Consider the following 5,504-nt stretch of genomic DNA (forward strand, 5'->3'; position numbering starts at 1 on the left):
CGCCGAATCCCATCGAAAACCCCAGCTCAAGAGCCCCTCAACCGACTACGCAACAGCCCTGACCTGCCCCCGCGCCGTCAAACGCGCCCGCCACAACCAGTACCGGATCAAGAGACCCCACGAACCGGCCAGCATCCGCCACCAGCGTCCACCGACCATCCACATCCACCGGGTCCAGCCACCATCAAGATCAACTTAGGCTACGTGGCATTGGGACTAGGCGTAGCGGGTGCCACGATAGGTTTGGCGGCGGGCGCCACTTGTGGGCCGTTCGCCGTGGTTTGTAGTCCTGCTTTTGCTGCAGTCGGCGGGTATCTTGGGGCTACTGCTGGCGCTAAGCTCAATCAACGGGCGGAGTCGGACGGTGGCATTTTCGGTTGGAGGCCGTATGATTGGACCAGAAGTTGATTTGATAATGACTAGCAGTGACTCTATCGATAGAAAATCGTTATTCAATTTTTGGCTTGCGGTAGTATTTTTTGCTTTGATACTTACTCTGACACCAGTAGCTCTTTATCGGCATTGGCGGGGTAAATCGAGTGCATATGAATGGCAATCTGCTGCAATTTTGTATCGATCAGAGCATTTTCGCCGAGGGCACGTCAGGGCAACTCCCGTGGTTTTCTTTACCGGTTTTGGTACGGTGAGCTGATCTCAACGACTTAGCGGTAGGTACTTGTATTCGAAGTGGGTCAGGTGTAGTGCTGCGGTGACGATGTCGCCGATTCTGCGTGGGCTGGCGGTGGTGTGACGGAGTGTCTTCCAGCGTCCGATCAGGATGGCGAAGCCGCGTTCGCCCTGCCACCGCAGACCGCGTAGCAGCCGGTTGTAGAAGCGGTTGTCGGGGGCGAGTCGGCTGCCGTCGGTGGGCTGCTTGACCGGGGTCTTGATGCCCTGACCTGCGCCTTCGTAGCCGGAGTCGGCCAGGGTGGGCAGGTCCAGTTCGGTGGCGGCCCAGTTCAGGGCGGCGGTGACACCGAGGGTCTGGGCGCAGGTCAGGTCGTGCAGGTGTCCGGGCATCGCCGGTGAGGTCCAGATCGGCAGTCCGTCCGGGCGGGCGACCGCCTGGATGTTCGCGCCGAAGTCGCGGTGTTTTCCGGAGTACCAGGCGTCGATCGTTTCGCCTTTGACGGACAGGGTGGTCTCGGTGAGCCGGTCGCAGTCGAACAGTTTGCCGTCGAGGATGACGTGGGACCAGCCGTCGGCGGCGACCCGGCGCAGGGCGGCGTGGAGATCCTCGGCCTGTGCGGCGAGGACCGTGATGCCCTCGGCGAGGTACCGGTAGGCGGTCGCCCGGGAGACGCCGAAGCCGGCGCCGAGCAGCGCGACGTCCTCGCCCTTGCGGAACCAGACGAGCACCATCAGCGCCTGGCGGAAGCAGGTCAGGGCACGGGTGCCGGTACGGGTTCCGCGCGTCCGGCGTTCCGCGGCGAGCAGCCGGCTGACGTACTGCACGAGTTCCCTGGGGACGTCGACCATGGCACGATATGCGATCACGTGGGGTCCTCACCGGTGGGTGATCTTGTGGTGAGAACTACCTACCGAGGGCCCCACGCCCTCTCCAGCACTGTCCGGCTTCACCGGATTCGCCCGTGTCGCACCAATCAAACCTTTTGCGTTGCTGAGATCAGCTCGGTAAATGCCATACTTATTCTTCTCTTGCCGACGACCACGTCAGATGGCCCCCCTGTATGGGCTGACGTGATAATCCTTGCGTCTCTTGCCCTCATGCTCTTGGGTGTCTTGCTGTATTGGACGGTAATGCTCTTTGGTCGTCCGAAGTTCATAATTGCTCCGCATCATCGGTCGGAAGAGGGAATACTGCAACGTCAGTAGTGATATATAGGGCGAAGTCAATCATCTATCCCGACATCCGGAGGACTTCCCAATAGGGTCCGTGCCGATTCGACGCCAAGAGTTATCGATGTGATGTGGCGTGACGGCCGCGGGTATGCCGATGGCCGGGGATGTGCTCAAGTCGGGCGTGCTGCTTGTGGAGGAGGTGGCCGGAATTGGCTAAATCATCTGAGTTATGTGGGCTCACGCGATCAACGGCCGGCCGACGCGCTATCCCCCGGCGCATGACCTGCATCAGATGTCTCGCCAATGCGGCCATCTCGGCGGGCCCGGAGAGGTCAGCGCCTCAAGCATCACCTGTTCAAGCTGGGCTGCGGTCAGCTCCTGCTGGTTCGTCCCAGGAGCGGGGTCAGCGGCCCAGGCGTTCTCCCCGTCGGAGAGAAAGATGCTCATGGCTGAGGCACCACGGGCAGTGGCGCAGACGGAGCCCCAGGATCGGTGAATGGTGATGGCCACCTCCTGTCGTGGCTGCAGCTGACGACGCAGCCAGCTCTGGACCGTCACTCGGGCGCTGAGCGCCGCTGTCTCGCTGGTCGTCGTCTTTCGGAACAGGCCGGTCCTGGTCGTCGTAAGGCACTCTGCCGTGTCCATGTGGGATGGCATCGGCGCGTCCTCGGACGGACCAGGTGGACCTCCAAACGCTGTCACGTCGCTCCCTCCCGAACTTACTCAGAGCGATCATGGAACGGTTCGACGGACAGGGCAAGTAGCTCCGGGGACATCCACGCCGACTAGACGAGTAGTTCCGAATCCTGGTCAGTGGTCGTAGGCGATCAGTGACCGGGTGACGGGTGCGCCGGTCTTGTTGTTGTGCCAGATGGCGGCGGCCATGGCGAGGAGGCGTTGAGCGACACGTACGGCGACGCCGGCCACGGTCCGTCCGCCGTGTTCTTCCAGGTCGAGTTGGCCCTTGAGGGTGTCGTTGACCGACTCGATCAACTAGCGGACCTTCTTGAGCATCGGCTCGCCGTAACGGGCCTTCTCCCGCTTACGCGACGGTCGGAGCAGTTCGATGCCCTGCGCGGCCAGGTCCCGTTCGAACGGCCCGGACGCGAAGCCCTTGTCGCTGATCAGCAGGATGCCGTCGTGCTCGGCGACGACACCGGCGTCGACCTGCAGCATCGCGGCGAGGACCTCCCGTTCGCCGATCTTCGGGTTGGCCAGGGCCCACAGGATCGGCATCCCGGTCGGGGTGCACACCAGGTACAGGCGCAGTCCCCAGAAGTACCGGGAGTGGGAGGCGCAGTAGCCGTATCCGGCCCAGCCGGCCAGGTCCGAGCGTTGGACGGTGGGGCGGGACATGCCGCACGGCACCGGGGTGGAGTCGACGATCCAGTGGTTGTCGAACCAGAAGTCGCTGTCGCGGGCCAGGTTCCGGATCGTTTTCTTGATCAGCGGGAGAGCGGCGCGCAGCCGCTTGTTGTAGCCGGGCCGCTGGGGCAGGTAGGACCTGCGCCACGGCCAGGCAGACCAGTTCGGAGTCGGTCAGTAGCGGTGGCCTGCCACGCCACCGGGGCGTACGGATGCTGTCGTCGATCTTCACGTACAGTGCGGTCAAGAGGGTATCCAGGTCTTGCGTCACAACACGATCTTGGACACCCTCCCTTCATGCCCGAACATCGCCCCCTGACATCGGAACTACTCGTCTAGGGTCGGACGTACATGTCACATAGCCACGGGGGTCCCTAGTGGATGCTGGCTAGACGCCGCCGATCCGTCCGAGCCGCCCACGACATCGCTGGCCACAGATCCTGGCCACCACCACCACCGCCACCGCCGCCGCACTGACGCTGAGCACACCCGGGCCGGCGGTCGCCGATCCACCCGGAGACCCGGTGCCGGCGCCGACCGTGACCTCGGTCGACTACCCCGACGACGGCGTGTCGCACGGCGGTCGGGACGTCGCGGGTGAGTTCACCTTCAGTACGTCGTCGCCCGATGTGGTCGCCTACGTGTACGGCTGGAGCAGTCCGGCAGGCACCACGGTGACCGTCGCCCCCGGGGCGAGCGTGACGTTGACCCTCACCCCACCGCGCGACGGCTTCAACGCCCTGTACGTCTACGCGCGCAACGAGTACGGCCGGCCCAGCCCGACGACGAGGTACCCCTTCCTGGTCACCTCGCGATCGTCGCCGATCGGGCACTGGCCGCTGATCGACACCAACAACGAGCTCTTCCGTGCCCGCTCAGGCGGCCCCGACCTGGTCCCGAGCGGCGACGTCACCTGGGCACCGGACACCTACCTGATCGAGGCGAGCACGCCGGCTTTCGACGCGGTCGCCGAAGACCCGGTCGACGTCCCAGGCGCGGCCACCGCAGCCGTGTCCGCGCTCGACACCTCGGGCTCGTTCAGCGCCGCCGCCTGGGTCCGGCCAGCCGAGCTGTCTGGCGACCGCACCGCCGTCGGTGCCGACGGGACCGGTGCCGGTGGCTTCCAGCTGGGCATCCGCCAACTCGGCGACCCGCCGGCTCCGCACTGGGCGTTCACCGTGCCGACGGGTACGGCGGCGTCGAGTCCGCTGATCTCCGCGTACCGTCCCGTGCCGATCGCCGCTTCCGACGTCGACCGCTGGACCCACCTGACCGGCGTGTTCGACGCCGACGAAGGACTGCTTCGGTTGTACGTCAACGGAGCTCTGGTCGCTGAGGCCGCGTTCGCGGCTACCCCGTGGCAGGCGGCTGGGCCGTTCACGGTGGGCCGAGGCTTCAGCGACGGCGCGCCGGCGCAGTGGTGGGCCGGCGGCGTGACGGACGTCCTGCTGTGGAGCCGGGTGGCGGACCTGGAGGACCTGCATGGTCGCTTTGCCGATCCCGGTGACACGCTTCCTGAGCTGTTCGGTGTGCTGACGCCGAGACAAGTTGGGCTGTGGGGATTCGACTACTCGGCTGACTGCTGGTGCGGTGACGAGTTCGACCTCGGCTCCTGGGGTCGCAACCTTTACCTCGCCGGCTGGGACACCGTGCCGGAGACCTCGGGGTTCGTCCACGACTCCGGTGCCCCGACCGGCCACGCGGCCTGGTTCGACGGGACGAGCGGGTACGCCTCGACCACCAGCCCGTACGATCCGGTCCCGCGTCCGGTGCTGCGTACCGATCATTCTTTCGGGGTGCTGCTCTGGGCCCGTCTCGACGGTGACCCGGCAGATCCACTGCCCGGCAGCGACGCGGTGGTGCTCGCCCAGGGCGGCGACGAGACGGACGCGTTCCAGCTTGGATACCGGGCCAGCGACGGGCGGTGGGTGTTCCGGCTGCGTGGGGCGGACGACGCCGGCCTGCCCGACCTGGCCGTAGCGGCGAGTCCGGCCGAGGCGGTACCCGGCCAGTGGACGCATCTCGCCGGGGTGTACGACGCGGGTGCGGCGACACTCACCCTCATTGGTGAAAGCTGCGCCGGGCGGGTCGGAGTCCCAACCCTGAAGGTATATGTGCCTGCTCCAAGGATCCACATCGAAGGCCTCGTCGCACCAGCAGTCAACCGATCCAGCAAAGTCCCAGTCACCAACGCTGGTTGGAGCCAGAATACCGGGCGTGGCCTGGGTCCCAGCTTGTGGATCGGTGTTGGTACCGTGCAGGTCGTCAGAAACAAGGAGGCTTATTCAGCAGGGCCCCGATAACCCACAGTGGACCCCCCGATAAATGAGACGGCC

3 protein-coding genes and 1 pseudogene are annotated in these 5,504 nt (G+C 65.3%); 2 read left to right on the forward strand and 2 right to left on the reverse strand.

Going from position 1 to position 5,504, the window contains the following annotated elements; all coding sequences use genetic code 11:
• The first annotated feature begins 364 nt into the window (after nt 1-364).
• Nucleotides 365-652: a hypothetical protein gene (locus tag ACFHW1_RS28310; protein ID WP_416616614.1), complete on the forward strand. Its 288-nt coding sequence runs from the start codon at nt 365-367 to the stop codon at nt 650-652.
• A 2-nt stretch (nt 653-654) separates the two neighbouring features.
• Here ACFHW1_RS28310 and ACFHW1_RS28315 read toward each other — a convergent pair whose 3' ends face one another.
• Entirely contained in the window at nt 655-1,497 is an 843-nt protein-coding gene (locus ACFHW1_RS28315) for a transposase family protein (protein ID WP_416616615.1), read from the reverse strand.
• 1,116 nt (nt 1,498-2,613) lie between these two features.
• Nucleotides 2,614-3,439 (reverse strand): annotated as a pseudogene (locus tag ACFHW1_RS28320) (IS982 family transposase).
• Nucleotides 3,440-3,692: 253 nt separating this feature from the next.
• Here ACFHW1_RS28320 and ACFHW1_RS28325 point away from each other — a divergent pair.
• Complete coding sequence (locus tag ACFHW1_RS28325) at nt 3,693-5,471, forward strand: LamG-like jellyroll fold domain-containing protein (RefSeq protein ID WP_416616617.1); 1,779 nt, start codon at nt 3,693-3,695, stop codon at nt 5,469-5,471.
• The last annotated feature ends 33 nt before the right edge of the window (nt 5,472-5,504 follow it).

Source organism: Micromonospora sp. LOL_014 (assembly GCF_048060245.1).
Classification (GTDB): Bacteria; Actinomycetota; Actinomycetes; order Mycobacteriales; family Micromonosporaceae; genus Micromonospora_E.